Here is a 25,402-nt window from a genome sequence, read left to right as displayed (position 1 = left end):
TGTAGACCAGTTCCCACACATCATTGGCCATCACCGCCGAGAGCGGCACGGGTGGCACTTCTATGTCCAGGTCCCGGGGGCGGGCGTGGCCGATGTCGACGATTTCACAGCTGCGCCCCTGGCCAACGAGAAAACGCGACACCGCTTCGATGGGTTTTTGCGTGGCGGACAGACCGATGCGCATCAGCGGTTCGGCGCACAGCGCTTGCAAACGCTCCAGGCTCAAGGCCAGGTGACTGCCACGTTTGCTGGCGGCGATGGCGTGGATCTCGTCGACAATCACGGTGCGGGTGCTGGCGAGCATTTGCCGGCCGGAATCGGAGCCGAGCAGCACGTAAAGCGATTCGGGGGTGGTCACCAGAATATGCGGCGCGGTCTTGCGCATCGCTGTGCGGTCTTTTTGTGGCGTGTCTCCGGTGCGCACGGCGGTGGTGATGTGCAACGGCGGCAGGCCCATCTGCCGCAATTGTTCGGTAATGCCGGCCAGTGGGTTTTGCAGGTTGATCTGGATGTCGTTGCTCAGTGCCTTGAGCGGCGAGACGTAGACCACCAGGGTCTGGTCCGGCAGACCGCCTTGTTCCAGGCCTCGGTGTACCAGGTCATCCAGTACGGCAAGAAATGCCGTCAGGGTCTTGCCCGATCCCGTGGGCGCAGCCACCAGGGTCGAACGGCGCTGCCCGATCAACGGCCACGCCCGGGCCTGAGCGGCCGTTACCGCCGGGAATGTCTGGCTGAACCAGGCGCGAACGGCGGGATGAAAGCCTGCCATGGCGTGGTCGGCTGGGAAGGGCAGATTCATGTGGGCAGTTATGCGGGTGGGATGGGGAAGATGCAAGTACCTCTGAGCGATGCCTGGCCTGGGAGGGCCTCATCGCGAGCAGGCTCGCTCCCACATTCGACGGCATTCTTTCTGAAGAGACTCGCTCCATTGTGGGAGCGAGCCTGCTCGCGATAGAGCCTGTGAACCTTACACAAATACCGGATCTGCACTTTACGGATGACGGTTGCGCACTAAACCCGCAAAATGCAACGATTCCGACAACGCCTGCGGGCGTTGTCGACCCAATTCTTTTGCCAACAGACCGGGCCTGCTGACTTTATGCGAATGCGCCTTATGTTACTGGGCGGCGGAAATGCCCTTGGGCAGGCGCTGATTCGCCTCGGTGCGGAAGAAGACATCGGTTTTCTTGCCCCCCGCCCCCCCGAAGACGGCTGGGATGCCGCGAGCCTGACGCAGCTGCTGGACGACACTCGACCGGACGCCTTGATCAACCTGGCGTACTACTTCGACTGGTTCCAGGCTGAGACCGTCAGCGAGCAGCGCCTGGCCAGCCAGGAGCGCGCCGTCGAGCGGCTGGCCGAATTGTGCCAGCATCACAACATCATTTTGCTGCAACCGTCGAGCTATCGCGTGTTTGATGGATCCCGCGCTACGGCCTACAGCGAAAAGGACGAACCTGTGCCCTTGGGGCTGCGCGGGCAGGCGTTGTGGCGGATTGAGCAGAGCGTGCGCGCCACCTGTCCACAACATGTGCTGTTGCGTTTCGGCTGGCTGCTGGACGACAGCGCCGACGGCATCCTGGGACGTTTCCTGGCCCGGGCCGAACAACCCGAAGACCTGCTGTTGGCCGACGACCGTCGGGGCAATCCGACGCCGGTGGACGACGCGGCGCGGGTGATCATCTCGGTGCTCAAGCAACTCGATTGCGCCGCGCCGTTGTGGGGCACCTACCACTATGCCGGGCATGAGGCGACCACGCCGCTGGCGCTGGGGCAGGCGATCCTCACCGAAGCCCGGGCCCTGCATCCCCTGGCAATCGAATCGCCTACCCCCCAGGCACACGCCGCACGGCCGGACGCCGCGGAAGAACCGCAGCATGCGGTGCTGGCCTGCAAGAAAATTCTGCACACGTTCGGGATCAAGCCCCGCGCCTGGCGCGCTGCACTCCCGGGCTTACTGGATAGGTTTTATCGTCATGGCTGAAGGTCCTGTTTTAATCACCGGCGGCGCTGGTTTCATTGGTTCGCACCTGACCGACGCCTTGCTTGCCAAGGGCCATTCGGTGCGCATCCTCGATGACCTGTCCACCGGCAAGCGCAGTAACCTGCCGCTGGACAACCCTCTGGTTGAACTGATCGAAGGCGACGTGGCCAATGCGGCGCTGGTAGCCCGGGCCGTGGCCGGTTGCAGCGCCGTGGCGCACCTGGCAGCAGTGGCTTCGGTGCAGGCCTCGGTGGACGACCCGGTGCGTACGCACCAGAGCAATTTCATCGGCACCCTCAATGTCTGCGAAGCCATGCGCCAGGCCGGGGTGAAGCGGGTGCTGTTCGCCTCCAGCGCAGCGGTCTATGGCAACAACGGCGAAGGTGAGTCCATCGACGAAGACACGCCCAAGGCTCCGCTCACGCCATATGCTTCGGACAAGCTGGCCAGCGAGTTCTACCTGGACTTCTACCGCCGCCAGCACGCACTGGAGCCGGTGGTGTTCCGCTTCTTCAACATCTACGGCCCGCGCCAGGATCCGTCCTCGCCCTATTCCGGGGTCATCAGCATCTTCAGCGAACGGGCACAGAAAGGCCTGCCGATCACGGTGTTCGGCGACGGCGAGCAGACCCGGGATTTTGTCTACGTCGAAGACTTGGTGGACCTGTTGGTGCAGGCTATCGAAACACCTGAGGTGCAAGTGGGCGCGGTGAACGTCGGCTGGAACCAGGCCACGACCCTCAAGCAATTGCTCCAGGCCCTGGCCACGGTGGTGGGCGATCTGCCGCCGATCAGCTACGGCCCGGCGCGCTCCGGCGACATCCGCCATTCCCGGGCTGACAATCGCCGGCTGTTGGAGCGCTTCAGCTTTCCACAACAGACGCCGATGAGCGTGGGGCTGGCGCGGCTGCTGGGACGCTGAATCCTACGCCACCAAAAACTGTGGGAGCGAGCCTGCTCGCGATAGCGGTTTGTCAGCTGGCATCAATGCCGGCTGATCCATCGCAATCGCGAGCAGGCTCGCTCCCACAGGTTTTTTCTTACTCTCAAGAATGATTTAGAACTTGTAACCCAACCCCACCATGTAGATCCAAGGGTCCACATCGACATTCACCTTGGCCCGGGTTCCGCTGGCCACGGCGTTGTTGTCCACATAGGCGGTGGTGTCGATGTCGATGTAGCGAATCTGGCCGTTGACCATGATGTTGTCGGTCAGCATGTAGTCGGCGCCCACTTGCCACGCCATGCCCCAACTGTTGCTCGCCCGGAAGTTGCTGAAGCCGTTGGCGCTGGCTTCGCTGCCGACGTGTTCATCGTAGATCCAGGTGTAGTTGATGCCGGCGCCGACGTAAGGCTGGAAGGCCGACGTGGCGTCGAGCGGGTAGTAGACCAGGCTCAGGGTTGGCGGCAGGTGCTTGAGGGTACCGAGCTTGTTGTTGGCCGCACCCAGGGCGGTGCCTTTGATCTTCACATCGTGCTCGAACGGCGATGCGGCCAGCAGTTCGATGCCCAGGTTGTTGGTGATCATGTAGGCGAAGTTCAGGCCTAGCTGTGTGTCGCTGCTCATGGTTGCCTTGCCGCCCAGGTCGGCGCCGGCCAGCGGGCCACGATCGACCTTGACGCTGGAACTGTCGGCTTCCGGGTTGACGGTGATGGCGCCGGCGCGAACGATGATGTCGCCAGCGGTATGAGCCTGGGCGAGCGGGGAGGCGAGCGCGAGGGCCACGAGGGAAGCGCTGAGCAGAGACTTTTGCATGGGAGCTCCAGAGGGCATCTAAAATTGATGTCTCATGGTACGCAGCGCTCTAGGGCGGTCTTTTGACTCAGCTCAATGAGTCTGGGTCTATTAATTGACTCAGCTCAATAAAATGATGATGAGGAAATCTTGAGGGCCCCATCGCGAGCAGGCTCGCTCCCACATTGGACCGGATTCCTTCTGAAGCAACTCGGTCAACTGTGGGAGCGAGCCTGCTCGCGATAGCTATTCCATTGCCAACACATCACCACCAGATTCACTCCGGCAGCTCATACACATAAATCTTCTCAGCCGCCATCTGATACCCGGCATCGGCCAGTTCACTGGTGGACGGCTTGACCTGCATCGGCCCTTCGACCCAGTACGGCTGGTACAACTCGTCGAGCTTGACCCCGATTTCACTTTTCACATGCACGATCTGATTCGACGGCGGTGGCGGTACGTGGATGCAAGCGCCGAAATACGGCACCAGCAAAAAGTCCGTAGTGCGGCCTTCCTCGCTGACTTCCAGCGGCACGATGTAACCCGGCAAACGAATCTGCTGGCCGTCGAGTTCCTTGACCACCGGCGCGTTGGGCAGATCCTGCTTGGCCGCCGGGGCCGCTTCGGCGGCCAGGGCATCGCTCATCTGCGACAGGTCGTGCAGGGGCGTCATGTTCGGCACTTCCGGCGGTGCGTCCGGCGGGATCATTTCCTGCCACGACAAGTCCCTCGGTTCGGCCGCCCACAGCGGTAGGGCGACCGTCATCAACAGCGCAAGCAAAGCGCGGGGCATCTTCAACGTCCTCATAAACGGATCGACAGGCCATCGGCCAACGATTGGCGATAGGCGCGCCAGGCCGGCACGCTGCCCATCAGTAGAGCGGCGACCAGAATGCCAGCCATCAGCGTCCATTCATATTCGCTCGGCCAGGCCAATGGCAGATACAACCCATAGGCCGACTGCACATAACCCTGCGCGGCGGCGATGCCGATGTACAGCAGGGCCAGCCCGGCGGCGACCCCGGCCAGCGCCAGGGCGAAGGCTTCGAGCACCAGCAGGGTCGCGATGTGCCACGGCCGCGCGCCCACCGAGCGCAGGATCGCCATCTCCCGCCGCCGCTCGTTGAGGCTGGTGAGGATCGCCGTGAGCATGCCGATCAGACCGGTCAGCACCACGAACAGCGAAATCACGAACAAGGCTTTTTCCGCCGTGCCCATCAGGCTCCATAACTCCTGCAACGCCACGCCGGGCAGGATCGCCAGCAACGGCTCGCCGCGGAACTCGTTGATCTCGCGCTGCAGGGCGAAGGTGGAAATCTTGCTGTTGAGGCCAAGCATGAACGCGGTGATCGCCTTGGGCGTCAGGTCCATGTTGCGGGCCTGGTCGGCGCTGATGCGGCCCTTGCCCTGGGCCGGCACACCGTTTTTCCAGTCGATGTGGATCGCTTCCATGCCGCCGAGGCTGATGTGCAGCGTGCGGTCCACCGGGGTGCCGGTGCGCTTGAGAATACCGACCACGGTGAAGGGCTTGTCATCGTGCTTGACCAGGCTGACCACCGCCACGCCGTGGGCCAGCACCAGTTTGTCGCCCAGCGTGTAATGCAGCGCCTCGGCCACTTCGGCGCCGAGCACCACTTCGAATGGATCGGTGGCGAATGCGCGGCCCTCGGCCAGCGCCAGGTGTTGCCGGCGACCGTATTGGTAATGCTCGAAGTAGGCCTCGGTCGTGCCCATCACCCGGTAGCCGCGATGGGAATCGCCCAGGGACATGGGGATCGCCCACTTCACTTTCGGGTTGCTGGCGAACTGCTCGAAGCTGTCCCAGCGGATGTTGTTGGTGGCGTTGCCGATGCGAAACACCGAATACAGCAGCAGGTTCACCGAACCCGAGCGGGCACCGACGATCAGGTCGGTGCCACTGATGGTGCTGGCGAAACTGGCCCGCGCCTCGGTGCGTACCCGCTCTACCGCCAGCAGCAGGCACACCGAAAGGGCGATGGCGAATGCGGTGAGGATCGCGGTGAAACGGCGGTTCGCCAGGCTGGCCATGGCAAGACGGAACAAATACATCTCAGACCTCGAGTGGCGTGGCGGCGCGATTGAGATCGGCCAGCGAGAGGTTGCGGTCGAACAGCGGCGCCAGGCTCTGGTCATGGCTGACGAACAGCAGGCTCGATCCAGCCTCGCGGCATTCAGCGAACAGCAGCCGCAGGAAGTTTTCCCGGGCGTCGTAGTCCAGTGCCGAGGTGGGTTCGTCGGCGATCACCAGTTCCGGCTGGCCGATCAATGCCCGGGCGGCTGCTACCCGTTGCTGCTGGCCGATGGACAGCGAGTCGGCGCGGCGCCCAAGCAGATTCGTGTCGGTCAGGCCCAAGTGCGCCAGCAGCGTGGCAGCAGCTTGATCGACGCTGCCGTGACGCTGGATCGCCCGTTGCGCACGCAGTTTCGAGAAGTGACAGGGCAGTTCAACGTTCTCGCGCACCGAGAGAAACGGCAGCAGGTTGAATTGCTGGAAGATGTAGCCTGTGTGGTCGACGCGAAAGCGGTCGCGGGCCCCGGCGCCCAGTTCGGTGAGTTCCTGGCCGAGCAGGCGAATGCTGCCCCGGTCCGGTGTCTGCACACCGCCCAGCAGCCCCAGCAGCGTGGTCTTGCCGCTGCCGCTGGGGCCTTTGAGAAACAGCGTCTCTCCCGCCTCCAGGCGAAACGCCGGGATATCCAGCAAGGGTGGATGTCCGGGCCAACTGAAGCCCAGGTCGGACAGTTCGATGAGTGCTTGAGTCATGTTTGCGGGTTCAAAAGATGAATACCTGTGGGAATACCGGTGGGAGCAAAGCTTGCTCGCGATGAGGCCGTCACATTCAACTTGGGTGTCGACAATCGAACCGCCATCGCGAGCAAGCTTTGCTCCCACCAGGCTCGCTCCCACATTGGTTTTGCGGTCAATCAGAATTTCAGGGTGGGTGCCTTGGCCGTCACTTCCACGCCTTGCTGGCCGCTCGGGCTGATCAGTTGTACCTGAATTTTCTGGGTGGCCGGGAAGGTTTTGAACAGGGTCGCCAGGTCCAGGTTTTTCAACTCGCCCGGGGTGGCGCAGGTGAACTGGTAGTGGGCATGGATTTCACTGTGTTCGCCGTGGTGTTCGTCGCCATGCTCATCTTCGTCGTGGTCATCGTGGTCCGGTTCATCGCCAAACAGCGGACTCTCCAGTTCCTGCTGGGCCACGGTGCATTTGGCGGCGGCGGGCAGGCTGAACAGCGCCAGCGGCTTGTCCAGTTGCGCACGCACGGCGGCGACCTTGGCCTTGTCGGCATCGCTGGTGGCGGCGTGTTCGAAGCCCACCAGGTTCATCGCCGGGCTTTCCAGCTCCAGTTCCAGGGTTTGGCCATCCAGGGCGGCATTCAGCCGGCCGACACCGTGTTCATGGGCGCCGAGGCTGCCGTGCTCGTGATCATGATCGTGGTCATGCTCGACCGCCGCATGGGCGACAGCCAAGGGCAGCAGGGCGAACGGCAGGGCGAGAAGCAGACGGCGCATGACGAGTCTCCAGATAAAATGTGTGTTCTGTTATGTAATCTTATAACGAAAGTGCGCAGAGTTTGACCGGCTGCTTGGCGTCGCGCAAGGCCCATGGGAGCATGGGCACATGAAATTTTCAGGAGCACGGTAATGTTGCGGATACGCGGAACCGTCGGTGATTGGCCGGTGGACTTGTCGATCGACATGGATGAGGGCGACTGGGCGCAGCTCGGCGCGCAGTTGCAAACGGTCAGGCCCGATAACACGGCGACGGCTGCGGCCAGGCCGGCCAACCAGGACGATGCCTTGTGGCAGATCGCCAGGGAATTGCTGCGCAAGGCCGGGCAACTGAGCGGTCCGGACCTGCTGGAACAGCTCGAAGGCCTGACCGGCAGCGCCCCGGCCGGCAAACGCCTGTTAGTGCGCTTGCGCCATAGCCCGGACGTGAAAGTCATCAGCGGCGGCGATACACCGCTCTACAGTTGGCACGCGGATTGAGCCGCAAGCCCCAAGCTGAAACGAATCGCCGCTTGCAGCTCGAAGCTTGCAGCTTGCAACGGCTCCTCTAGTACAGCGCTGCAAACAGCTTGCGGCGATAGGTCGTCACCAGCGGATGGTCGTTGCCCAGCAATTCGAAGACTTGCAGCAACGTCTTGTGGGGCAGGCCTTCGCTGTAGCTGCGGTTGCGGATGAACAGCTTGAGCAGCGCGTCGAGGGCCGGCTCGTACTGTTGGCGGGCCAATTGCTGGATTGCCAGTTGATACACCGCTTCGTCGTCCTGCGGATCTTTCGCCAGGCGGGCCTTGAGATCGGCGGCGTCCGGCAGATCCTTGGCCAGGCCGAGGAACTGGATCTGCGCCTTGGCCCCGGCCAGCGCGGCCTTGTGCTCGTCGCTTTTCACCGCGTCGAGCACAGTTTGTGCCTCAGTCAGCTCACCACGCTCGGTCAGGCAGCGGGCATACAGGATCAGGGCCTTGGCGTTGGTATTGTCTTCCCCCAGCAGTGCAGTGAGCACGGCCTCGGCATCAGCGAAACGACCCTCGTCGAACAGCGCCTGGGCCTGTTCAAACGGGTCGGCGGCGGCCGGAGGCGGCATCTGTACATGAGGTTCGAGCATCGCCCGCACGGCGGACTCCGGCTGGGCCCCGGCGAAACCGTCGACGGGCTGGCCGTCCTTGAACAGCACCACGGTAGGCAAGCTGCGAATGCCGAAGCGGGCGACGATGTCCTGCTCGATGTCGCAGTTGACCTTGGCCAGCAGCAGTTCGCCCTGATAGCTCTCGGCAATGCCCTGCAGCATCGGCATCAACGCCTTGCACGGCGCGCACCACTCGGCCCAGAAATCCACCAGCACCGGTTTGTGAAAGGAGTTGGCGATCACCGACTGGTCGAAGTCGGCAGTGGTGGCGTCGAAGATGTACGGGGTGTCCTGGGTCATGGGGAATCTCGTAGAACGCTTGAATGGGGCAACTATACGGCTTGGTGGGGGGCGGCTGAAAGCGGGGGGTTGCGGTGCCTTATCGCGAGCAGGCTCGCGATGCTCTTGAGGCTAACGCCGCGCGTGGTACAGGCTCACATGCCGAAACTCCTCGGGCTCGGCCAGATCCGGCAAGGTCATGGCTTCGAGCATTTCGATGCGCCGGTACAGCGGATGCTGGAAATCCCGCACCCGGGAGTCGGCCACCAGGGCCTCGCGGCCGCGACTGAGGAACTGGTCGAGCAACGGCAGGTTGGCGCGGTCGTAAAGCACATCTGCGACCAGGATCAGGTCGAAGCGATCGTCCTCGGCGAAAAAATCCTCCGAGTACCCAAGCGTTACGTCATTGAGCAGGGCATTGGCCTGGCACGCAGCAAGCGCCAGAGGATCCAGATCACAGGCCACCACCTCCAGCGCCCCGGCCTTGAGCGCGGCAATACCCGCCACGCCGGAACCGGCGCCGAAGTCCAGCACTCGCTTGCCTGCGACCCAATGCGGCTGTTCGACCAGATAGCGTGCCATGGCCAGGCCGCTGGCCCAGCAGAAGCTCCAGTAAGGTGGTTCGTGGAGAATGCGCCGGGTTTCTTCCGGGCTGAACGCGCGGTCCATGTTATCGCCGTCGATCAGCCACAATTTCAGCTCAGTCTCAGGCAGCGGGCAAGCCACTAGGCGCGCGTCTCCAAGCAACTGGCCCAACGCGTGCTGCAGGTCTTGCGGTGAATTCATGGCGCTTTGACAAATTGCAGCGCGCCCAGCGCCTGGGTGGTCGGCTGGCTGATGCGTTGCTCCGGCAGATGCAGGATCAACTGGCCCGACTGGCTGGCGCGGCCGCGCAGTTCCACGCGGGCGCCAACCGGGAAGGCTTCGGGGTTGAAGCGCAGGCGAAAGGGCAGGGCCTGGTTGTTGCCGATCAGGCTGGAGCTGGCGAGCAATTGTTGCGGACGATCCTTGTCATCGATCACCAGCAGCGCCAGTTCGACCTCGGCCCCGGCCGGTATCCCTTGCAGGGTGCCGCTCAACTCCCGCTGGTGCGCCGGTAGCGGCCCCAGTTCAGCGGCCTGGCGGGCTTTTTCCTGGGCCTGTTTCGGCGCAGGGGTCTTGGCCGGGGCGGGGGCATCGGGTTTGGGGGCGTCGCTGCTGCACGCCATCAGCAGGCTGAATAGACTGAGCAAAACGAGCGATCGTAGCGGCATGTGTGGCTCCAGCAAGGTAAATTCCAGGGGGCTGACGGTAACCCCGTCTGTATACCGTAAACCCTATGGCTTGTCTTGCCAGTGGGATGCGCTACCATGGCCCTCCCTTTTTTTGTTGCCTGCCACCATGCACTGTCCCTTCTGCGGTGCCAACGACACCAAGGTCATCGACTCGCGACTGGTCGCCGAGGGCGAACAGGTCCGCCGCCGGCGCGAATGCCTGGCCTGCGGCGAGCGTTTCACGACGTTCGAGACCGCTGAACTGGTGTTGCCGCGCCTGATCAAGACCGACGGCAGCCGTCAGCCGTTCGACGAAGACAAACTGCGCGCTGGCATGCAGCGCGCCCTGGAAAAACGCCCGGTGAGCGTCGAGCGCCTGGAAGCGGCGCTGGTGCACATCAAGCACAAGCTGCGGGCCACTGGCGAACGCGAGGTCAAATCCCTGGTGGTCGGTGAACTGGTGATGGCCGAGCTGCAGAAGCTCGATGAAGTCGCCTACATCCGTTTCGCCTCGGTCTATCGCCGTTTCCAGGACTTGAACGAATTTCGCGAAGAAATCGACCGCCTGGCCCGCGAACCGGTGAAAGAATGACCAGCCCGGCGCAGCAGGCGGTCCTCGACGCCCAACACATGGCCCGTGCCCTGGAATTGGCGCGGCGCGGTCACTACACCACGCATCCCAATCCCCGGGTAGGTTGCGTGATCGTGCGTGACGGTCAGGTTGTCGGCGAAGGCTGGCACATTCGCACCGGCGAACCCCATGCCGAAGTCCATGCCCTGCGCGCCGCCGGTGAACAGGCTCGGGGCGCCACGGCTTACGTGACCCTCGAACCCTGCAGCCATCACGGGCATACGCCGCCCTGTGCCGATGCGTTGGTCAATGCCGGCGTGGCGCGGGTGGTGGCGGCGATGCAGGACCCGAACCCGGAAGTCGCCGGGCGCGGCCTGCAGCGGCTGGCCCAGGCCGGTATCGCCACCGAAAGCGGCGTGCTGGAAGGCGAAGCCCGCAAGCTCAATGAAGGTTTTCTCAAGCGCATGGAACACGGCTTGCCGTTCGTGCGGGTCAAGCTCGCCATGAGCCTCGATGGCCGCACCGCCATGGAAAGCGGCGAAAGCCAGTGGATCACAGGTACCGCTGCACGTTCGGCGGTGCAACGCCTGCGCGCCCAGGCCAGTGTGGTGCTGACCGGCGCCGATACGGTGCTGGCCGACAACGCCCGGCTGACCGTGCGCGCCGATGAACTGGGCCTGGATGCGCAGCAGACCGCGCTGATCATGAGTCGTCCGCCGTTGCGGGTACTGGTGGACGGTCGTCTGCGCGTGCCGCTGGACGCACCTTTCTTCAAGGCCGGCCCGGCGCTGGTCGCTACCTGCATGGCGGTGGAAGAACAATACGCCAATGGCCCAGAATGCATGATCGTGGCGGGCGACGATGGCCAGGTCGATCTGCGTCGCCTGCTGATGGAGCTGGCGGGCCGCGGCGTCAATGAAGTGCTGGTGGAAGCCGGCCCACGCCTGGCGGGGGCTTTTGCCCGGCAAGGATTGGTGGATGAGTTCCAGATTTTCATCGCCGGCAAGTTCCTCGGCTCTTCGGCACGACCGTTACTGGATTGGCCGCTGGCGCAGATGAAAGATGCCCCGGAGCTGAAAATCACCGAAATCCGTGCCGTGGGCGATGACTGGCGAGTCATCGCCGTTCCCGTTTCGCAGGCCCGCGTATAATTCCCGGCTTTCGCTCAAGCGGCGGCCCGTTCTCGAGGAGGACTCCATGTTTACCGGCATCATCGAATCCATCGGCAGCATCCGTGCACTGACCCCCAAGGGCGGCGACGTGCGGGTTCATGTCGAAACCGGCAAGCTCGACCTGAGCGACGTCAAACTGGGCGACAGCATCGCGGTAAACGGCGTGTGCCTGACCGCCGTCGAACTGCCGGGCAATGGTTTCCTGGCGGACGTCAGCCGCGAAACCCTCGACTGCACCGCCATGAACGATCTCAAGAGCGGCAGCCCGGTCAACCTGGAAAAAGCCCTGACCCCTACCACCCGCCTGGGCGGACATCTGGTCAGTGGCCATGTCGACGGCGTGGGTGAAGTGGTTTCGCGCAGCGATAACGCCCGGGCCGTGGAGTTTCGCATCCGCGCCCCGAAAGAGCTGGCCAAGTACATCGCCCATAAAGGCTCGATCACCGTCGATGGCACCAGCCTGACGGTCAATGCGGTGGATGGCGCCGAGTTCCTGCTGACCATCATTCCGCACACCTTAAGCGAAACCATCATGGCCTCGTATCGGCCCGGTCGCCGGGTCAACCTGGAGGTTGACCTGCTGGCCCGTTACCTGGAGCGCCTGCTGTTGGGCGACAAGGCCGCAGAGCCTGCAACCGGTAACATCACTGAAAGCTTTCTGGCCGCCAACGGCTACCTCAAATCCTGACCCAAGGGGGTGCCGCGTGGCGCTCAATAGCATCGAAGAACTGGTTGAAGACATCCGCCAAGGCAAGATGGTCATCCTCATGGATGACGAAGACCGCGAGAACGAAGGCGACCTGATCATGGCCGCCGAGTGCTGCAAGGCCGAACACATCAACTTCATGGCCAAGCACGCCCGTGGCCTGATCTGCATGCCCATGACCCGCGAGCGCTGCGAGCTCTTGAAGCTGCCATTGATGGCGCCGCGCAACGGTTCCGGCTTCGGCACCAAGTTCACCGTGTCCATCGAGGCCGCCGAGGGCGTGACCACCGGGATCTCCGCCGCTGACCGTGCTCGCACTGTGCAGGCTGCCGCCGCGAAAGACGCCAAGGCCGAAGACATTGTCAGCCCCGGCCACATCTTCCCGCTGATGGCCCAGGCCGGCGGCACCCTGGCCCGTGCCGGCCACACCGAAGCGGCGTGCGACCTGGCGCGCATGGCCGGTTTCGAAGCCAGCGGCGTGATCTGCGAAGTCATGAACGACGACGGCACCATGTCCCGTCGCGCGGAACTGGAGGCCTTTGCCGCCGAACACAACATCAAGATCGGCACCATCGCCGACCTGATCCACTACCGGATGATCCACGAACGTACCGTTCAGCGGATTGCCGAGCAGCCGCTGGACAGCGAACTGGGCCAGTTCAACCTGGTGACCTACCGCGACTCGGTGGAAGGTGACGTGCACATGGCGCTGACCCTGGGCACCGTGTGCGCCGAAGAACCGACCCTGGTGCGCGTGCATAACATGGACCCGCTGCGCGACCTGCTGATGGTCAAGCAGCCCGGCCGCTGGAGCCTGCGGGCCGCCATGGCCGCGGTGGCCGAGGCCGGCAGCGGCGTGGTCCTGCTGCTCGGACACCCGCTCGATGGCGACGTGTTGCTGGCGCACATCCGTGAAACCGGCGATAACACCATCGTGAAAAAACCGACCACCTACAGCATCGTCGGCGCCGGTTCGCAGATCCTGCGGGACCTGGGCGTACGAAAAATGCGCCTGATGAGCGCACCGATGAAATTTAATGCGATATCCGGTTTCGACCTGGAAGTTGTAGAATACGTGCCCTCCGAATAATGGCCCGGGATTTCCGGCTCAGTATTCGCGGCTAATATCACTAAGGAGCGCGTATTCGAACGCGCTCTGGCTCTTTAAGAGATCTGACGAATGACCCTGAAGACCATCGAAGGTACCTTCATCGCCCCTCAAGGCCGCTACGCTCTGGTAGTGGGCCGTTTCAACAGCTTCGTGGTTGAGAGCCTGGTTGGCGGTGCGGTCGATGCCCTGGTTCGCCATGGCGTGAGCGAAAGCGACATCACCATCATCCGTGCGCCTGGCGCCTTCGAAATCCCCCTGGTTGCGCAGAAAGTCGCTCAAAAGGGCGAATATGCGGCGATCATCGCCCTGGGCGCGGTCATTCGTGGCGGTACTCCGCACTTCGAATACGTGGCCGGCGAATGCACCAAGGGCCTGGCCCAGGTGTCCATGGAATTCGGCGTGCCGGTCGCCTTCGGCGTGCTGACCGTTGATTCCATCGAGCAAGCCATTGAACGTTCCGGCACCAAGGCCGGTAACAAAGGCGCCGAAGCTGCCCTGTCCGCCCTGGAAATGGTCAGCCTGCTGGCGCAGTTGGAGGCCAAGTGATTAGCGACGAAAGCGATCGTTTCAACCCGCGCGATCCCAAGCCAGCCGATGCCGGCAAGCCTTCGAAGAGCGTCAAGCGTCGCGAAGCCCGTCAGCTCGCGACCCAGGCGCTGTATCAATGGCACATGGCCAAGCAATCGCTGAACGAGATTGAAGCGCAGTTTCGGGTCGACAACGATTTCAGTGACGTTGACGGCGCGTACTTCCGCGAGATCCTGCATGGCGTCCCGGCCCACAAGACCGAAATCGACATTGCCCTGGCCCCTTGCCTGGACCTGACCATCGAAGAGCTGGACCCGGTTGAACTGGCCGTGTTGCGCTTGTCCACCTGGGAGCTGATGCAGCGCGTCGACGTTCCTTACCGCGTAGTGATCAACGAAGGGATCGAGCTGGCGAAAGTCTTCGGGTCCACCGATGGGCACAAGTTCGTCAACGGTGTACTCGACAAGCTGGCCCCGCGTCTGCGTGAAGCTGAAGTGAAGGCGTTCAAGCGCTGACCGGCGTTTGCAGCGACTATGGGCGAATTTGAGCTGATCCGTCATTACTTCGCCGCTGCGTCTTGCGCGCAGGGCGGCGAGGGCGTTGCGCTCGGGATCGGCGACGACTGCGCCTTGCTGGCCGTTCCACCCGGGGAGCAGTTGGCGGTGTCCACCGATACCCTTGTGGCCGGTGTGCATTTTCCAGACCCTTGCGACCCGTTCCTGCTCGGCCAGCGCTCGCTGGCCGTGGCGGTCAGTGACCTGGCCGCCATGGGCGCTACTCCTTTTGCATTTACCCTGGCCCTGACCTTGCCGACGGTGACCGCCGATTGGTTGCAAGCCTATGCCCGTGGTTTGAACCAGATGGCCCAGGCGTGTGATGTCGCGCTGGTGGGCGGTGACACTACGCGTGGGCCGTTGAGCATGACCCTGACGGTGTTCGGTCGCGTGCCGTGCGGCCAGGCCCTGACTCGCGGCGGCGCGCAGCCTGGTGATTGGCTATGTGTCGGTGGCGAGTTGGGCAATGGCGCTGGCGCATTGCCGCTCGTGCTGGGGCAGCGCACCGCCGAACCTGATATCGCCGAGCCGCTGCTGGCGCATTATTGGTCGCCACGCCCGCAAATCGACCTCGGCCTGGCGCTGCGGGGCAAGGCTGGCGCGGCGATGGATATCTCTGATGGCCTGCTGGCCGATTGCGGGCATATCGCCCTGGCGTCAGGTGTGGCGTTACACGTTGAACGTGACCGCCTGCCATTGTCCAAGGCTTTGGTAGCGTTCCTGGGCCGAGCGAATGCCGCGCACGCCGCGTTGAGCGGTGGTGACGATTACGTGTTGCTATTCACCTTGCCATCTGTCCGACTGATGGCGTTGCAGGCCGAGGGCTGGCCGATCCATGTGATCGGTCGCGTGGTGGCCGGGCAAGGTGTTGCGCTGCTCGACAGCGATGGACACGACATCACCCCGCAAATCCGGGGCTATCAACATTTTCGGGAGACACCGTGACAGATCATCCCAACCAGGTCCCGGCGGAATTCGTTCCGCCCTCGGTCTGGCGTAATCCCTGGCATTTCCTGGCGTTCGGCTTCGGTTCGGGCACTTTACCTAAAGCTCCGGGCACCTGGGGCTCGCTGGTTGCGCTACCCTTTATACCGTTGTGGCAGATGTTGCCGGACTGGGGCTACTGGCTGATGCTCGGCATCACCATGCTGTTCGGCTTCTGGCTGTGCGGCAAGGTGGCGGATGACCTGCGGGTGCACGATCATGAGGGCATCGTCTGGGACGAAATGGTCGGCATGTGGATTACCCTGTGGCTGGTGCCTGAAGGATGGTATTGGCTGTTGGCGGGTTTTCTGATGTTCCGCTTCTTCGATATCCTCAAGCCATGGCCGATCCGCTGGATCGACCGCAAGGTGCATGGAGGCGTAGGCATCATGCTTGACGATGTATTGGCCGGTGTCTTCGCCTGGCTGGCGATGCAAGGATTGGTGTGGTGTTTCTCCTGAGGGATTCAGGCATGGGCGCAAGCCGCGCACTCTTACTGCTGTTGTGTCTGGTGGGCTGCTTCGGCGCGCGGGCGGCCGAGCCGACGGCGCTGCCCGACAAGGTGCGCGCGGCCAGCGAGGAATGGGCGGATTACTCCCAGGCTGATGGCAAGGGCATGGCGTGGGACATCTTGCGTGAAGTGTTCGAGCCCGCAGGCGTGAGGCTGGAAACCCGCAGCGTGCCGTACACCCGTTCAATCGGGCTGGTGCAGCGCGGTGAGGTCGATGTGCAGGTGGGCGCTTATCTCGATGAGTCGGAGGGGGTGCTTTATCCTCAATGGCACTACGATGTAGATCACATCTACGCCTTGGGGCTGGCCTCCAAACCGTCTCCTACATTGGCAACGGTCGGCAACTATCGGCTGGTGTGGATGCGTGGCTACGAATACGACAGCTACCTGCCTAACATCCGCAAATTCAACGAAATTCACCGTGCCGTGGGCATCCTGCCGATGCTGGTCCATGATCGCGCCGATTTTTATATCGATGCGTTGATGGAAATCGAGAACGTACTTGCCAAGGCCGAGAATCCCCAGCAATTCAAACTTTCGCCGCTGATCAATCTGCCGCTCTATCTGGGGTTTGCCAACACCGAAAACGGTCGGGTGCTACGGGGCCTGTTTGACCGGCGCATGGCTGAGCTGGTGAAGAACGGTCGACTGAAGCCGATTTTTGCACGCTGGAAACAACCCTATCCCTTCGACGAGCACGGCAGGCCGCCAAAGCCGTAATCAATCTTTTCGATGTTTATGGCCGATAATTCAGCCTGAGCGTCGGTCGGGACGTGCTGTTACAATGCCCGCCTCTGCGAATCTCCAGTAATAGATCAGGAGCACACCGGTGCCTGTCGTTTTTGTTGCCGCTTCCAAGCTGCCAACGCCTTTTGCGCAATTCACCATGCATGGTTTTCTCGATGAAGCCACTGGCCGCGAGCACGTCGTGCTGAGCCTGGGTGATTTCGCCGACGGTGCCCCGGTACTGGGCCGCCTGCACTCTGAATGCCTGACGGGCGATGCCTTGTTCAGCCAGCGCTGTGATTGCGGCTCGCAACTTGAGGCCGCGCTGCGGGCCATTGCCCGCGAAGGGCGTGGCGTGCTGCTTTACTTGCGCCAGGAAGGCCGCGGCATTGGCCTGCTGAACAAGATTCGCGCCTATGAGCTGCAAGATGGCGGCGCCGACACGGTCGAAGCCAACGAGCGCCTGGGGTTTGCGGCCGACCTGCGTGACTACAGCATCTGCCTGCCGATGCTCGAACATCTGGGCGTCAAGTCGCTGCGCTTGATGACCAACAACCCGCGCAAGGTCAAGGCGATGTCCGATATGGGCATCGTGGTGGCCGAGCGCGTGCCACTGCACACCGGGCACAACCCCCACAACAAGCTTTACCTGGCGACCAAGGCCAGCAAGCTCGACCACATGATGGGCAACGAGCACCAGGGCGAGGTTGATCGGGCGTGACGCGCGGTCAGGTTCGGCGGCGACTGTCCGTCAGTTGGTGGCAATACCTGGCGCTGGCCTTGCTGCCGCTGTTCGTGATCAACGCGGTATTCGGCCAGGGCGAAGCGATTCTGCCGGTGCTGGCGATGCCGCTGTTTATCGCTGGCGTGGCCTCCATGTTCGTCAGCCTGCGCTTCTTTGGCGCTTACAAACACGCCTTGATCGCCACCCAAAAAGCCCTCGACACCCCCGAAGAGCCTCAAGCCTGGATCGCCTTGGCGGCCCGGCGGCGTGTGGCCTTTCTCGCTGCTGGCCTGCCGGCCTGGATCGGCGCCCTGGCGGTGTTCGTGGGCCTGGAAGCGGTGCCGTTGATGCTGCTGGCGTTGTCCACGACGGTCTTGTTCTACCTGTATCGCATCCCGCGTCAGCTCGGTTGATGATCCGCTGGCTGGCGGTCCTGCTGTTGGCCGTCAGCGCCTCGACGGTGGCGGCCCAGCGTGTGGTCAGCCTGGCTCCATCCCTGTCTGAAATCGTGGTTGAACTGGACTCCGCCGACCTGCTGGTGGGCGTGTTGGATGGCGGCGATCGGCCCTTGGTGTTGAAAGACCTGCCTTCTGTGGGGCGTTATGGGCAATTGGACATGGAGCGCTTGCTCAGTCTCAGGCCCGATCTACTCCTGCTCTGGCCCGGCAGCGTCGGCAACGCCCAACGCCAGCAGCTCAAGGGATTGAAGATTCCTGTCTACGTCGCCGAACCCCACAGTCTCGACCAGCTCATCACCCAAATCGAAGCCATCGCCACGCAACTCGGCCGCCCGGAACGGGGCGTGGAGCGAGCGGCGCAGTTGCGCGGGCGTCTTGAGGCGTTGCGTCAGCGCTACCGGCGCGACACGCCGTTGCCGGTGTTCTATCAGGTCTGGGACCGGCCGCTGTACACCGTTGGCGGCGAGCAGATCATCAGTGATGCGCTGGCGGTTTGCGGGGCGCGCAATGTGTTTGCCGACCTGACCTTGCCGGCGCCGCAGGTGAGTGTGGAGTCAGTGTTGCAGCGCAATCCGCAGATCATCCTGGCCACGGACCAGGCCCAGCTCGACGCGTGGAAAGCCTGGCCGCAGCTGGCGGCGGTGGCGCAGGGGCGGCTGCTGTTGGTCAGTGACAAGGGGCTGGAGCGACCCAGTGGGCAGATGATCGAGGCGACGGCGCGGTTGTGCGGGCTAATTGCGCCGGACAGATAAACCGCGGTGCTCCCAATCGCGAGCAGGCTCGCTCCCACAGGGATTTGTGGCACCGCTGATTTTTTATTCACATCGGATCAAATTGCGGGAGCGAGCCTGCTCGCGATGAGGTCAGTCCCGGCACCACAATCTCTGGATCAAAGCGCCGGCGTCCAGGTCACCCCAAACAACCAGGCCCGGCCTTCCTCACGATACCCATACTGCCCACCTTCATGGCTATACAGCGCCCGGCTGTAACCCTTGTCCAGCAGGTTATCGACCTTCATCTCCAGCTTCACCTCGCGGTTCAACGTCCAACTGCCGCGCAACCCGAGCAGGGCGTATCCGCCCAGGGCATTGCGGTTGTTCTCATCGTCGTAGCTGCTGCTCACCGCTTGCCAGGTGGCGCCCAGGCTCAAGCGGTCAAACTGGCGGTCCAGGTCCAGGCTCAAGGTCCGGCGGGCGCAGCGGGCCAGGGTGTGGCCGCTGTCGCGGTCCCGTGGGTCGATGATGGCCAGGCCCAAATTGCCCTGCCAGCCGAATAACTCTTGGCTTAGGGCTGCTTCGAAACCGTTGATTCGTGCCGAGGCGACGTTTTGTGGGCGTGAATTGCTGCCGAAAATAATCGCGTCTTCCAGGTCCGTGCGGTACAGCGAAGTCTCCAGGCGGGCGCTGTCGCTCAGTTGGCTGCGCCATTGCAGTTCGTAGCTTTTGGCGGTTTCGGGCGCAAGGTCCGGGTTACTGAAGTCCGGGTAGTACAGGTCGTTGAAGGTCGGTGCGCGGAAGCTTTCGCTGTAGGTCAGCAGTACATCATTGTCCGGATTCACCGGCAGGGTGAACGTGCCGCTCCAACTATTCTGGGCGCCGAATTGCTGGTTCTGGTCGCGGCGCACGCCCAGTTCGGTGGAGAACGTTTCGCCCCGGAAACGATGCTGGATAAACGCCGCACGGTTCCAGCGGCTGTCTTCGTCATACGGCGTGCTGCTGTTGATCCGATCCTCATACCAATCACCACCGACAATCAGGCTGTTGCGATCGTCCAGCGTTACATCGTTCTGCCAGGTCAGCGAGTCGCGGTAGGTGTTGAACACTTCCCGGACATCACTGAGCTTGTCGAAGGTTTTTTCGCGGTTTTCGCTGTGGCCCAGTTCCAGGCGCGATTTCCACGCGTCGTTGATGCGCCCATCGACATAAGTGCTGAAACTGCTCACCGCAAATTCACTGTAGGGCTGCTGGGGCAACGACTCGAAGGTGTTCGGGTCGAAGCGGCCGAACGGGTTGTCGTATTCGCTTTTGCCGCGGTTATCCAGCAGGTTCAGGCCCACTTCCAGGTCAGCGTTGAGCTCATGACTCAAGCTCAGGCTCAAGGACTGGTTGCGGTTGGCATCAAGGTCACGGTCGCTGGCGTAGGACTCATGGGTGCGATTGGTCCCATCGCTTTCATCCAGGCTGGCGCCGAGGCTGAAGCGTGTTCGATCATCACCGCCGGACAGGCCCAGGCTGCGCTCCCAGGTCTGGTGGCTGCCGAAACCCAGGTGCAAGCGCGGTTGCAGGCCTTGTTCGTTACCGCGACGGGTGAAGATCTGGATCACCCCGCCCACCGCGTCGGCGCCGTAGATCACTGAGCGCGAACCGCGCAGCACTTCCACCCGTTCGATCTGGTTGATGTTCAGGCGTTGCAAGTTGCTGTCGCCGGAGGTGGAGTTGCCGATGCGCTGGCCGTCCACCAGCACCAGGCTCTGGGCCGATTTGGTGCCGCGAATGTAAATTCCCGGCAGGCTGCCACGCCCGCCCAGCGGCGCCACCTGAACCCCCGGCACACGGCTGAGCAGGTCGGTCACGCTGGCCGGTTGCAGGCGTTCGATGTCGTCACGGGTGAATACCGTGTTGGCGGCGCTACTGTCGTTGCGGGCCTCGACCTGGCGGTTGGCGCTGATGACCACGTCGGGGAGCTTGAGGGCCTGGTCGCGTTCGAAGGTGTCGGCCAGCAGCTCGGTGGTTGGTAGCAGTGAGAAGGTCAGGGCGAGGCGCAGTTTCATGGGTGTTCCGAGAAATATGGCTCCACGCATACCCCTGTGGGAGCGAGCCTGCTCGCGATGGCGTAAGACCAGTCGACATCTATATTGACTGACGCACCGCTATCGCGAGCAGGCTCGCTCCCACAAGGGATTTGTGTGGTCTGAAGATTTACCGGCCCAGCACCTGCAACCGCTGGCGCACGGCCGCTTCGATCCCGGCCTCGTCCAGCCCGCATTCAGCCAGCATCTGCGCCGGTTTGGCGTGTTCGACGTAGATGTCCGGCAGGCCCAGGTGCAGCACCGACTTGAGGATGTTTTCCCGGGCCAGGAACTCGCTGACCGCCGCTCCGGCGCCGCCCATGATGGCGTTTTCCTCGACGGTCACCAGCAGTTCGTGACTGCCGGCCATTTCGCGCACCAGGGTTTCGTCCAGGGGTTTGACGAAGCGCATGTCCACCACGGTGGCGTCCAGGGTTTCGGCGACCTTCAAGGCCTCGGCCAGTTGCACGCCAAACACCAGCAGGGCGGTCTGCTTGCCCTGGCGGCGAATCACGCCCTTGCCGATTTCGATCGGCTCAAGATCAGCTTCAATGGTCGCATTCGGGCCGCTGCCGCGAGGGTAGCGCACCGCCGCCGGGCCATTGAACAGGTGACCGGTGGTGAGCATTTTGCGCAACTCGTTTTCATCGCTCGGCGTCATCAGCAACATGCCGGGGATGCAGCGCAGGAACGAAAGATCGAAGCTGCCGGCGTGGGTCGGGCCGTCTTCGCCTACCAAACCTGCACGGTCGATGGCGAACAGCACATCGAGGTTCTGCACCGCGACGTCATGAACAAGCTGGTCGTAGCCGCGTTGCAGGAAGGTCGAATAAATCGCCACCACCGGTTTTGCACCTTCACACGCCATGCCGGCGGCGAGGGTGACAGCGTGCTGCTCGGCAATCGCCACGTCGAAGTAGCGCTGCGGGTAGCGTTCGCTGAAGGCCACCAAGTCCGAGCCTTCCTTCATCGCCGGGGTAATGCCCACCAGGCGCGGGTCGGCGGCGGCCATGTCGCACAGCCATTGGCCGAACACAGCGGAATACTTCGGTCCGCTGGCCTTCTTCGGGGCGGTGGCCGGGGCGTCCACCGGCTCAAGCTTGGTGATGGCGTGGTAACCGATCGGGTCGACTTCCGCCGGGGCGAAGCCTTTGCCTTTCTTGGTGACCACATGCAGGAACTGCGGGCCTTTGAGATCGCGCATGTTGCGCAGGGTGGCGATCAGAGTGGGCAGGTCATGGCCGTCGATGGGGCCGATGTAGTTCCAGCCCAGCTCCTCGAACAGCGTACCGGGCACCAGCATGCCCTTGGCGTATTCCTCGGTGCGGCGAGCGATTTCCCAGGCGCCTGGCAGGCGCGAGAGCACCTTTTTACTGCCTTCACGCATGCTGGCGTAGGTGCGGCTGGAAAGAATCTTCGCCAGGTAGTTGGACAACCCGCCGACGTTGCGCGAGATCGACATGTCGTTGTCGTTGAGGATCACCAGCATGTTGGCGTTGACTTCCGGTGCGTGGTTCAGCGCCTCGAAAGCCATGCCTGCCGTCAGAGCGCCATCACCGATCACGGCAATCGCCTTGCGCTCGCTGTTTTGCAGACGGGCGGCAATCGCCATGCCCAGGGCGGCGCTGATGGAGGTGCTGGAGTGGCCGACACCAAAGGTGTCGTACTCGCTCTCGGAGCGCCGCGGAAACGCTGCCACACCGTCCTTCTGGCGCAGCGTGCCCATGCGCTCGCGACGGCCGGTGAGGATTTTGTGCGGATAGGCCTGATGACCGACGTCCCACACCAGCCGGTCGTCCGGGGTGTCGAATACGTAATGCAGCGCGATCGTCAGCTCGATGACGCCAAGGCCGGCGCCAAAGTGGCCACCGGTCTGGCCGACCGTGTAGAGCAGCTCCAGGCGCAACTCATCGGCCAGGGTTTCCAGCTCGGCTTCACCCAGGCGACGCAAGCCGTCCGGCGTGTTGGCGCGGTCCAGCAGCGGCGTGGTCGGGCGTTTGCGGGGAATCTCTTGAAACGTCGTGGGCATCAGGCGAATCGTTATAGGTATAGAAAGAGGCGGCAGTTTACCTTATGCATCGCAAGCTGCCCACGCGTAGGCCGGAACTTGGCCGATACGCAGTCTGACCCCGTATCAGCTACGGCGTTCGACGATATATCGGGCCAGCTCGCGCAACGGCTCGGCCGCCGCGTCAAAGGGTCGCAGCGCGCTCAAGGCCTGGTCGCGCAACTCCAGGGCATAGGCCTTGGCAGCGTCGAGGCCGAGCAGGGCCGGGTAGGTCGGTTTGTCGCGAGCGATATCGGCGCCCTGGCGTTTGCCCAGGGTCTGGGTATCGCTTTCGACGTCAAGGATGTCGTCCTGCACCTGGAACGCCAGGCCAATGGCCCGGGCGTAGGTCTGCAAGGCTTGCAATTGGTCAGGCGTGGCCCGACCGCTGGCCAGGGCACCGAGTTTGACGCTGGCCTCGATCAAGGCGCCGGTCTTGTGCCGATGCATGTATTCCAGCGCGCTCTGATCCAGCTTGAGGCCCACCGAACCGAGGTCGATGGCCTGACCGCCGACCATTCCGGCCGGGCCTGCCGCCAGCGCCAGGGCGCTGACCATGTCCAGGCGAATCTGCGCCGGGCAATCGTTCAGCGTCGGCTCCAGCAGGGCGCTGAACGCCAGGCTCTGCAAGCCGTCACCGGCCAGGATCGCGCAGGCTTCGTCGAATTTCTTGTGGGTGGTGGGTTGGCCGCGACGCAAATCGTCGTCGTCCATGGCTGGCAAATCATCATGGACCAGCGAATACGCGTGGATCAGCTCCACGGCGCAGGCCGCGCCGTTGGCCTGTTCAGGGGCGCCGCCCAAGGCTTCGCACGCCGCGTAGGCCAGCAGCGGACGCACGCGCTTGCCGCCGTTCATCACGCTGTAGCGCATGGCCTCGTACAACCGCGCCAGCTCAGGGCTTGGGGCGGTGAACAGGGTATCCAGTGCCGCGTTGACCCGGGCCTGACTGCCGGCCTGATAAGCGCCGATCATTCAGGCTGGTCCGCGTCGAAAGGCTCTTCGGTCAGCTCACCATCGCGTTCGAGCAACAGTTGCACCTTTTGCTCGGCCTGGGCCAGCGCCGCCTGGCAGTCGCGAGTCAAGCCGATGCCCTGCTCGAAGGCGGTCAGCGAGTCTTCCAGCGACAACTCGCCGTTCTCCAGCCGCTCGACCAGCGTTTGCAGGTCGGCCAGAGATTGTTCGAAGTCCAGTGCAGCTTTTTTGCGGGCCATGGCGGCGATTCCGGTTGACTGTTAAACGGGCGCGACACTAGCAGACATGGGGTATTGGGGCAAATCAGAGCAGGACTTGCGCGGTCTGTGAAGCGCTGCTTTTTGGTAAGGGGCAAGCTCCTGCTGGACCGTAGGAACTGTCGAGTGCAACGAGGCTGCGATCTTCCCCCTGCCAATTGAATCTTGAGCGAAAGTTAAAAGATCGCAGGCTTCGCCAGCGCCAATAGAGGCAACGGGATTACCTCCGAAGCTACGTCAGTTTCCGTATTCGGCTCATTTCGTGAGCCGAATAGCCGCGCTAATCGGCTCACGCCCCCCTCAGTACGTGATTTCCCACACAGATTCGCGCGTTCCCTGATTGTGAATAATCCGCCGAATCGCTAACCTTCGCCGCATCTACGGGCCCCTTGTGGCGGGGCCTTCAGACGTAACCCGAATAATGACAGGCGCGCCGAGGAAGGGCGCCGGGTTGGGTCATGCATGGCAGGAGGCAGACATGCGTTTTCTTTCATTGTTGATCGTGCTGGCGGGCGCGCCACTGGCGTGGGCCGAGCCTGCCGCCGAGCTGTCGGAACCCGTCGGCGGCTGGCGCTACAGCGGCTTGCTCGATCGCACTGAAAACCCGCGCGTGGCCTATCCCACGCCGCCCATCGACCGCGGCGTGCAGCGCAATCGCACGATGATCGAGGGTCGGCTCAAGGCCATGGGCACGGCCCGAGCGCCCCACAGCCTGGCCGTCAACGGCAATCCACTGAATCTCTATACCGACGATGAAGGGCGTTTCGCCCGCCCGTATGCCTTTGGCGCTGGCTCCAACAGCGTCGAGGTACGCAGCTCCGCAGGCCAGTCCCTCAAGCGCGTGCAGTTCTATGAAGCCAACAACCAGCGAACCCCGGCGCAGATCCGCGTGGTGCTGGGCTGGGACGATCCCAAGGCCGAGCTGGACCTGCACATCGTCACCCCCGACGGCCAGCATGCGTTCTTCGGCCGGCCGGCGCTGAGCAACGGCGGCGGCCTCGACCCCGATGGCGTCGATGGCCCTGGCCCTGAGATGTTCACCATGACCGCGCCGATGCACGGTACCTACCTGGTCTATGTGAACTACTGGGGCAACTACAGCAACGGTGGCTACAACTTCGAAGAAACCAGCAACCAGAACGAGGTGATCACCTCGCAGATCAACTTGGTGCTCAACGAAAACACCGTCGATGAAAAACGCGAAACCTTTGTCGTGCCCCTGCGCGCCATCGGCGATCTGTTGCTGGTCAAGACTTTCAACTACTAAGTATCCGCTCCACGGATGAACAGGCCCTTGTGAATATGAGCGACAACACTGCTTCCCCGACCGCGCCGGCCCCCGCCACCAAACCTGTGCGCCGCTGGCCGGCGCTGCTGATCGG

General features: G+C 62.9%; 29 protein-coding genes. 16 read left to right on the top strand and 13 right to left on the bottom strand.

Annotated elements, in window-relative coordinates:
* Positions 1-799, bottom strand: a 799-nt coding sequence (locus GSM73_RS27640) for a DEAD/DEAH box helicase (protein ID WP_256677005.1), incomplete at its 3' end; no start/stop codon positions are given.
* 300 nt (positions 800-1,099) lie between these two features.
* On the opposite strand from GSM73_RS27640, the gene GSM73_RS20310 reads away from it, so the two are divergent.
* Both GSM73_RS20310 and GSM73_RS20305 read left to right on the top strand, forming a co-directional pair.
* Positions 1,100-1,984: a sugar nucleotide-binding protein gene (locus tag GSM73_RS20310; RefSeq protein ID WP_076386543.1), complete on the top strand. Its 885-nt coding sequence runs from the start codon at positions 1,100-1,102 to the stop codon at positions 1,982-1,984.
* Entirely contained in the window at positions 1,977-2,906 is a 930-nt protein-coding gene (locus GSM73_RS20305; protein ID WP_076383450.1) for an NAD-dependent epimerase/dehydratase family protein, read from the top strand. Before GSM73_RS20310 ends, GSM73_RS20305 begins: the two co-directional genes overlap by 8 nt.
* A 135-nt stretch (positions 2,907-3,041) precedes the next feature.
* Here the strand turns inward: GSM73_RS20305 and GSM73_RS20300 are convergent, their stop codons facing one another.
* From GSM73_RS20300 to GSM73_RS20280, 5 genes are all read right to left on the bottom strand, one after another.
* Positions 3,042-3,740, bottom strand: coding sequence for an OmpW family protein (locus GSM73_RS20300; protein WP_107321784.1), 699 nt, complete (start codon positions 3,738-3,740; stop codon positions 3,042-3,044).
* A 256-nt stretch (positions 3,741-3,996) separates the two neighbouring features.
* Positions 3,997-4,515: a DUF3299 domain-containing protein gene (locus tag GSM73_RS20295; RefSeq protein WP_047229754.1), complete on the bottom strand. Its 519-nt coding sequence runs from the start codon at positions 4,513-4,515 to the stop codon at positions 3,997-3,999.
* Positions 4,516-4,526: 11 nt separating this feature from the next.
* Positions 4,527-5,792 (bottom strand): ABC transporter permease, encoded by a 1,266-nt coding sequence (locus GSM73_RS20290; RefSeq protein ID WP_047229753.1) that lies wholly within the window; start codon positions 5,790-5,792, stop codon positions 4,527-4,529.
* Between the two features lies 1 nt (position 5,793).
* On the bottom strand, positions 5,794-6,504 hold the full coding sequence (locus GSM73_RS20285) for an ABC transporter ATP-binding protein (RefSeq protein ID WP_076383452.1): 711 nt from the start codon (positions 6,502-6,504) through the stop codon (positions 5,794-5,796).
* A 161-nt stretch (positions 6,505-6,665) separates the two neighbouring features.
* Positions 6,666-7,256, bottom strand: a complete 591-nt coding sequence (locus GSM73_RS20280; protein ID WP_076383453.1) for a DUF2796 domain-containing protein — start codon at positions 7,254-7,256, stop codon at positions 6,666-6,668.
* A gap of 132 nt (positions 7,257-7,388) precedes the next feature.
* Here GSM73_RS20280 and GSM73_RS20275 point away from each other — a divergent pair, with 132 nt between their 5' ends.
* Positions 7,389-7,736: a hypothetical protein gene (locus GSM73_RS20275; protein WP_047229750.1), complete on the top strand. Its 348-nt coding sequence runs from the start codon at positions 7,389-7,391 to the stop codon at positions 7,734-7,736.
* A gap of 67 nt (positions 7,737-7,803) precedes the next feature.
* On the opposite strand, the gene trxA is transcribed toward GSM73_RS20275, so the two are convergent.
* The 3 genes from trxA to GSM73_RS20260 form a co-directional block, all read right to left on the bottom strand.
* Positions 7,804-8,676 carry a thioredoxin gene (trxA, locus tag GSM73_RS20270; RefSeq protein WP_076383454.1) on the bottom strand — a complete coding sequence of 291 codons (873 nt, stop codon included), beginning with the start codon at positions 8,674-8,676 and terminating at the stop codon, positions 7,804-7,806.
* A gap of 111 nt (positions 8,677-8,787) precedes the next feature.
* The gene (locus GSM73_RS20265) at positions 8,788-9,441 is read right to left on the bottom strand and encodes a methyltransferase (protein ID WP_076383455.1); all 654 of its coding nucleotides are present in this window, start codon (positions 9,439-9,441) and stop codon (positions 8,788-8,790) included.
* A complete protein-coding gene (locus GSM73_RS20260) occupies positions 9,438-9,908 on the bottom strand; it encodes a YbaY family lipoprotein (RefSeq protein WP_047229747.1) in 471 nt (156 codons plus the stop codon). The genes GSM73_RS20265 and GSM73_RS20260 overlap by 4 nt, the downstream gene beginning before the upstream one ends.
* Before the next feature lie 127 nt (positions 9,909-10,035).
* Between GSM73_RS20260 and nrdR the strand changes: the two genes are divergently transcribed.
* From nrdR to GSM73_RS20200, 12 genes are all read left to right on the top strand, one after another.
* Positions 10,036-10,500 (top strand): transcriptional regulator NrdR, encoded by a 465-nt coding sequence (gene nrdR / locus GSM73_RS20255; RefSeq protein WP_024778359.1) that lies wholly within the window; start codon positions 10,036-10,038, stop codon positions 10,498-10,500.
* Complete coding sequence (gene ribD, locus GSM73_RS20250) at positions 10,497-11,630, top strand: bifunctional diaminohydroxyphosphoribosylaminopyrimidine deaminase/5-amino-6-(5-phosphoribosylamino)uracil reductase RibD (RefSeq protein ID WP_076383457.1); 1,134 nt, start codon at positions 10,497-10,499, stop codon at positions 11,628-11,630. The genes nrdR and ribD overlap by 4 nt, the downstream gene beginning before the upstream one ends.
* 46 nt (positions 11,631-11,676) lie before the next feature.
* The gene (locus GSM73_RS20245; RefSeq protein ID WP_160893665.1) at positions 11,677-12,339 is read left to right on the top strand and encodes a riboflavin synthase; all 663 of its coding nucleotides are present in this window, start codon (positions 11,677-11,679) and stop codon (positions 12,337-12,339) included.
* Between the two features lie 16 nt (positions 12,340-12,355).
* Positions 12,356-13,447 (top strand): bifunctional 3,4-dihydroxy-2-butanone-4-phosphate synthase/GTP cyclohydrolase II, encoded by a 1,092-nt coding sequence (gene ribBA, locus GSM73_RS20240; protein ID WP_076383459.1) that lies wholly within the window; start codon positions 12,356-12,358, stop codon positions 13,445-13,447.
* A 90-nt stretch (positions 13,448-13,537) separates the two neighbouring features.
* Complete coding sequence (ribE, locus tag GSM73_RS20235; protein ID WP_047229743.1) at positions 13,538-14,014, top strand: 6,7-dimethyl-8-ribityllumazine synthase; 477 nt, start codon at positions 13,538-13,540, stop codon at positions 14,012-14,014.
* Entirely contained in the window at positions 14,011-14,511 is a 501-nt protein-coding gene (gene nusB, locus GSM73_RS20230; RefSeq protein WP_047229742.1) for a transcription antitermination factor NusB, read from the top strand. Before ribE ends, nusB begins: the two co-directional genes overlap by 4 nt.
* 18 nt (positions 14,512-14,529) lie before the next feature.
* The gene (thiL, locus tag GSM73_RS20225; protein ID WP_047229741.1) at positions 14,530-15,495 is read left to right on the top strand and encodes a thiamine-phosphate kinase; all 966 of its coding nucleotides are present in this window, start codon (positions 14,530-14,532) and stop codon (positions 15,493-15,495) included.
* The gene (locus tag GSM73_RS20220; protein ID WP_047229740.1) at positions 15,492-15,995 is read left to right on the top strand and encodes a phosphatidylglycerophosphatase A; all 504 of its coding nucleotides are present in this window, start codon (positions 15,492-15,494) and stop codon (positions 15,993-15,995) included. Before thiL ends, GSM73_RS20220 begins: the two co-directional genes overlap by 4 nt.
* Positions 15,996-16,006: 11 nt before the next feature.
* The gene (locus tag GSM73_RS20215; RefSeq protein ID WP_076383461.1) at positions 16,007-16,765 is read left to right on the top strand and encodes an ABC transporter substrate-binding protein; all 759 of its coding nucleotides are present in this window, start codon (positions 16,007-16,009) and stop codon (positions 16,763-16,765) included.
* A 109-nt stretch (positions 16,766-16,874) separates the two neighbouring features.
* Positions 16,875-17,492: a GTP cyclohydrolase II gene (ribA, locus tag GSM73_RS20210; RefSeq protein WP_047229738.1), complete on the top strand. Its 618-nt coding sequence runs from the start codon at positions 16,875-16,877 to the stop codon at positions 17,490-17,492.
* Positions 17,489-17,908, top strand: coding sequence for a hypothetical protein (locus GSM73_RS20205; RefSeq protein ID WP_047229737.1), 420 nt, complete (start codon positions 17,489-17,491; stop codon positions 17,906-17,908). Before ribA ends, GSM73_RS20205 begins: the two co-directional genes overlap by 4 nt.
* Entirely contained in the window at positions 17,908-18,705 is a 798-nt protein-coding gene (locus GSM73_RS20200) for a cobalamin-binding protein (RefSeq protein WP_047229736.1), read from the top strand. Before GSM73_RS20205 ends, GSM73_RS20200 begins: the two co-directional genes overlap by 1 nt.
* A 137-nt stretch (positions 18,706-18,842) precedes the next feature.
* Here the strand turns inward: GSM73_RS20200 and GSM73_RS20195 are convergent, their stop codons facing one another.
* The 4 genes from GSM73_RS20195 to GSM73_RS20180 form a co-directional block, all read right to left on the bottom strand.
* Complete coding sequence (locus GSM73_RS20195; protein ID WP_160893663.1) at positions 18,843-20,723, bottom strand: TonB-dependent receptor domain-containing protein; 1,881 nt, start codon at positions 20,721-20,723, stop codon at positions 18,843-18,845.
* A gap of 148 nt (positions 20,724-20,871) precedes the next feature.
* A complete protein-coding gene (dxs, locus tag GSM73_RS20190) occupies positions 20,872-22,770 on the bottom strand; it encodes a 1-deoxy-D-xylulose-5-phosphate synthase (RefSeq protein ID WP_047229735.1) in 1,899 nt (632 codons plus the stop codon).
* A gap of 105 nt (positions 22,771-22,875) precedes the next feature.
* A complete protein-coding gene (gene ispA, locus GSM73_RS20185; RefSeq protein ID WP_047229734.1) occupies positions 22,876-23,763 on the bottom strand; it encodes a (2E,6E)-farnesyl diphosphate synthase in 888 nt (295 codons plus the stop codon).
* On the bottom strand, positions 23,760-24,002 hold the full coding sequence (locus GSM73_RS20180; RefSeq protein WP_047229733.1) for an exodeoxyribonuclease VII small subunit: 243 nt from the start codon (positions 24,000-24,002) through the stop codon (positions 23,760-23,762). The genes ispA and GSM73_RS20180 overlap by 4 nt, the downstream gene beginning before the upstream one ends.
* 496 nt (positions 24,003-24,498) lie before the next feature.
* On the opposite strand from GSM73_RS20180, the gene GSM73_RS20175 reads away from it, so the two are divergent.
* Positions 24,499-25,287: a YfaP family protein gene (locus GSM73_RS20175; protein ID WP_047229732.1), complete on the top strand. Its 789-nt coding sequence runs from the start codon at positions 24,499-24,501 to the stop codon at positions 25,285-25,287.
* Positions 25,288-25,402 lie beyond the last annotated feature (115 nt).

Origin of the sequence: Pseudomonas sp. PICF6 (assembly GCF_009831705.1) — a bacterium.
GTDB lineage: Bacteria > Pseudomonadota > Gammaproteobacteria > Pseudomonadales > Pseudomonadaceae > Aquipseudomonas > Aquipseudomonas rhizophila.
This window is presented reverse-complemented; position numbering and strand designations above follow the sequence as displayed.

Coding starts and splice junctions, on each gene's coding strand:
- GSM73_RS20195 (WP_160893663.1), bottom strand. CDS start 20,723: ATGAAACTGCGCCTCGCCCTGACCTTCTCACTGCTACCAACCACCGAG.
- GSM73_RS20215 (WP_076383461.1), top strand. CDS start 16,007: ATGGGCGCAAGCCGCGCACTCTTACTGCTGTTGTGTCTGGTGGGCTGC.
- dxs (WP_047229735.1), bottom strand. CDS start 22,770: ATGCCCACGACGTTTCAAGAGATTCCCCGCAAACGCCCGACCACGCCG.
- nrdR (WP_024778359.1), top strand. CDS start 10,036: ATGCACTGTCCCTTCTGCGGTGCCAACGACACCAAGGTCATCGACTCG.
- GSM73_RS20265 (WP_076383455.1), bottom strand. CDS start 9,441: ATGAATTCACCGCAAGACCTGCAGCACGCGTTGGGCCAGTTGCTTGGA.
- GSM73_RS20290 (WP_047229753.1), bottom strand. CDS start 5,792: ATGTATTTGTTCCGTCTTGCCATGGCCAGCCTGGCGAACCGCCGTTTC.
- GSM73_RS20180 (WP_047229733.1), bottom strand. CDS start 24,002: ATGGCCCGCAAAAAAGCTGCACTGGACTTCGAACAATCTCTGGCCGAC.
- GSM73_RS20300 (WP_107321784.1), bottom strand. CDS start 3,740: ATGCAAAAGTCTCTGCTCAGCGCTTCCCTCGTGGCCCTCGCGCTCGCC.
- GSM73_RS20260 (WP_047229747.1), bottom strand. CDS start 9,908: ATGCCGCTACGATCGCTCGTTTTGCTCAGTCTATTCAGCCTGCTGATG.
- GSM73_RS20280 (WP_076383453.1), bottom strand. CDS start 7,256: ATGCGCCGTCTGCTTCTCGCCCTGCCGTTCGCCCTGCTGCCCTTGGCT.
- GSM73_RS20305 (WP_076383450.1), top strand. CDS start 1,977: ATGGCTGAAGGTCCTGTTTTAATCACCGGCGGCGCTGGTTTCATTGGT.
- thiL (WP_047229741.1), top strand. CDS start 14,530: ATGGGCGAATTTGAGCTGATCCGTCATTACTTCGCCGCTGCGTCTTGC.
- GSM73_RS20295 (WP_047229754.1), bottom strand. CDS start 4,515: ATGCCCCGCGCTTTGCTTGCGCTGTTGATGACGGTCGCCCTACCGCTG.
- trxA (WP_076383454.1), bottom strand. CDS start 8,676: ATGACCCAGGACACCCCGTACATCTTCGACGCCACCACTGCCGACTTC.
- GSM73_RS20200 (WP_047229736.1), top strand. CDS start 17,908: ATGATCCGCTGGCTGGCGGTCCTGCTGTTGGCCGTCAGCGCCTCGACG.
- GSM73_RS20175 (WP_047229732.1), top strand. CDS start 24,499: ATGCGTTTTCTTTCATTGTTGATCGTGCTGGCGGGCGCGCCACTGGCG.
- GSM73_RS20275 (WP_047229750.1), top strand. CDS start 7,389: ATGTTGCGGATACGCGGAACCGTCGGTGATTGGCCGGTGGACTTGTCG.
- GSM73_RS20245 (WP_160893665.1), top strand. CDS start 11,677: ATGTTTACCGGCATCATCGAATCCATCGGCAGCATCCGTGCACTGACC.
- ribD (WP_076383457.1), top strand. CDS start 10,497: ATGACCAGCCCGGCGCAGCAGGCGGTCCTCGACGCCCAACACATGGCC.
- ispA (WP_047229734.1), bottom strand. CDS start 23,763: ATGATCGGCGCTTATCAGGCCGGCAGTCAGGCCCGGGTCAACGCGGCA.
- GSM73_RS20310 (WP_076386543.1), top strand. CDS start 1,100: ATGCGAATGCGCCTTATGTTACTGGGCGGCGGAAATGCCCTTGGGCAG.
- GSM73_RS20285 (WP_076383452.1), bottom strand. CDS start 6,504: ATGACTCAAGCACTCATCGAACTGTCCGACCTGGGCTTCAGTTGGCCC.
- ribE (WP_047229743.1), top strand. CDS start 13,538: ATGACCCTGAAGACCATCGAAGGTACCTTCATCGCCCCTCAAGGCCGC.